Consider the following 2,651-nt stretch of genomic DNA (forward strand, 5'->3'; position numbering starts at 1 on the left):
GTCCCATATAGATATCGCGGGCAAGCTCTGCGCAGAGCTTCACCTTTTCATTGTCCTTGCTGAAAGCCGCCACCGTCCAGCCGCCGGTGCCCGTTGAGCGCTGGTCCGCTGCCGGGCCAGGAAGCGGTGAAAAAGCCCATTTGGCGAATTCATCGGCATCAAGCGCTGTTTTGAGCTGCGCGTATTGCCAGTTGCCACCGACGAATAGTGCGGTCGTGCCGGCTGCAGCCGCTGCATTGAAATCGTCATAGTTGCCGATTGTCGCCACGCGTTTCGGAGCGGCTCCGGACTCAACGAGATCGCGGTAATAGTTGACGGCTTTGATGAACTTGTCGCGATTTTCACCCTCGCCAAAGATCGGCTTGCCATCGTCATCCACCAATTTGCCGCCTTGGGCCCAGAAATTGGCGAGCCAGTCGAATGTTGTTCCTTCATAGCGGCCGCCGTTGAACAGAACGCCTTCCATTCCCTGCTCGACCGAGGAAAGGGCCGCCTTCTTCAGGTCGTCCCAGGTCTGTGGCGCATCAGGAACAATTTCCTTGTTGCGGTAAAGGACACGAAGGTCCGTCGACCACCACCATGCGTAGATGTTGCCGTTAGAGCCGGTTATGCCTTCACGGATAAAGGGGAAGAGCTGGTCGATTTCCTCTTTGGTGAAGTAAGGTGAGAAGGACTGCAAGACGCCGGCTTTCTTGAAGAGCGGCAACACGAAAGAATCGACGGCTGCACAATCGGGGGCCGATCCCGATTTGGCTTGCTCGAGCATGCGCGCTTGTTCCTGCCCGATATCCCCTGACATCATCTGCAACTCGATCTGCCAGTCGGAATGCTTGCCGATGAAGTCGTTGAACAGCTTGCTGTAGCCTTGGGCGTAAGCCGGCTCGTTGTTGCGTGGGCCATCCGTGGTCATCCGGAAAACCAGCTTGTTGGGTGCGTCGGACTTGCCGACGATGTCGCCCGTGATCGCCTCTTGTGCCGGGCTGTCATGCGGCGCGGCTAAGAAAGTGGTCGCCGCCAGTGCAAGAATGAGTGCTGTATTCCTCACGAGTATCTCCTCCCGGGTCAGGATCCGATTTGAGCCGTTGCCTCCAACAACGCTCTGATCCGAGAATAGATTAAGTCACATTCATTTGGTGTCAAGGTTCGACTGGACTGGAAATATTGATCAAAAAACTCGCGTCTGCCGGCTTCCCCGGACCGAAAAAAGGCTCTGGCTCCAGTGTCTTTGCGAGCAAGCAGGCAATTAGGGAAATTTCCCTGTGTGATTTCCGGCGGCGACGCGCTGAGACTTCAGCCGGGACCTGATCATGTCGATCGATGTCTGGCGTTGCCGATGCTTGCATACATGCCCGTGGTTCGAAACTCTGTGGGCGTGATGCCGTAGACGCGGCGGAAGACCTTGGAAAAATAGTTGGAATCTTCAAAGCCACACATGATCGAGACCTCCTTGACCGGCAGGAAATCGGCCTTCGTCAATAGTTTTGCCGCACGCTGCAGCCGTTGCTGCAGCACGTATTCGGCAGGCGGCATGCCTTCGCTTTCCGCGAAGCTGCGGGAAAAATGCGCGCGGCTGAGACCGACGATGCCCGCAAGTTCGCTCACCGGCAATGGCTGGTCGAGATTGGCGTGGATATGATCGATCACCGGCTGCACGGCGCTGAGGTCTGCCGCAAAAGCCGGAGAACCGAAGACGTCGTCATAAAGCGCCATGGCCGCCTCAGAGGCGATCGCCGACGCTGCTCCGGGCGTTGAAGCACCCTTGACAAGGCGCAGGCTGCAGTCGGCGAGATGATCAATGGTCGATGACTTGAGCCTTAGAACCGGACCGGCCAGCCCAAGTACCATCTTGTGGATTCTCAGCGTCTCCTCGCCGTGCATCGATATCCAGAAATATTCCCAACGGTCGCCCTTTTCGAGCCAGTAGCGGTGATTGTGCGGCACGAGAACCAAAAGCGTATCGCCGCTTTGGAGCCTGTAATTGCGGTTCTGGTAGCGCAGGCGGCCCGTGCCGCTGATCGTGTGCTGCAGCACCGTAAAAGGGGTCTGGCCGCGCCGCCTGCCGTCCCAGTCGTAGACTTCGTTTTCCCGCACCTCATAGCCAGCACTCGTCGGCATGGCGTGCAGGCGCTGGCGCCCACGCGGCAGGGAGATTGTCCTCATGGACTGGCCGTTGGCGATCAAATCCCGCAGCACAAAATTACCCTCGAAAGCATAATCCTTCTCTGGCCACCTCCGCGAATATCCGCATAATCCCCCTTCATAAGAGGAAGAGATTGCGGTCGAGAGAACGGCCGGGAGGAAATATAGGCGTTATTTATGCTTTTTCGGACTGCATGCGCCGGCATGTGGTCTTTCCTCTCCTGCCCGTCCTTTACCTAGCATCTGATCAGGTTGAGGTGAAGATTATGAGTTTCAAAATCGCTATCATCGGAGCAGGCAGCGTCGGCTTCACCAAGAAGCTGTTTACGGACATCTTGTGCGTTCCCGAGTTCAAGGATGTCGAATTCGCGCTGACGGATCTCAGTGAACATAACCTTCAGATGATCAAGGCGATCCTCGACAAGATCGTTCAATCGAACAAGCTGCCGACCAGGGTCACGGCGACGACCGACCGCCGCAAGGCACTCGAAGGCGCTCGCTACATCATCAGC

The 2,651-nt window shown here is 56.8% G+C and carries 2 protein-coding genes and 1 pseudogene; 1 reads left to right on the top strand and 2 read right to left on the bottom strand.

From position 1 onward, the window contains the following. Both C9413_RS30825 and C9413_RS30830 read right to left on the bottom strand, forming a co-directional pair. Positions 1–1,045 (bottom strand): extracellular solute-binding protein (locus tag C9413_RS30825; protein WP_170251385.1); only part of this gene is annotated, 1,045 nt, incomplete at its 3' end. Between the two features lie 260 nt (positions 1,046–1,305). Beyond that, positions 1,306–2,193, bottom strand: coding sequence for an AraC family transcriptional regulator (locus C9413_RS30830; RefSeq protein WP_170251386.1), 888 nt, complete (start codon positions 2,191–2,193; stop codon positions 1,306–1,308). A 212-nt stretch (positions 2,194–2,405) separates the two neighbouring features. Between C9413_RS30830 and C9413_RS30835 the strand changes: the two are divergent. Continuing rightward, positions 2,406–2,651 (top strand): annotated as a pseudogene (locus tag C9413_RS30835) (alpha-glucosidase/alpha-galactosidase); the annotation flags it as partial.

Origin of the sequence: Rhizobium sp. SEMIA 4085 (genome assembly GCF_013004495.1) — a bacterium.
In the GTDB taxonomy this organism is placed as follows: Bacteria; Pseudomonadota; Alphaproteobacteria; order Rhizobiales; family Rhizobiaceae; genus Rhizobium; species Rhizobium gallicum.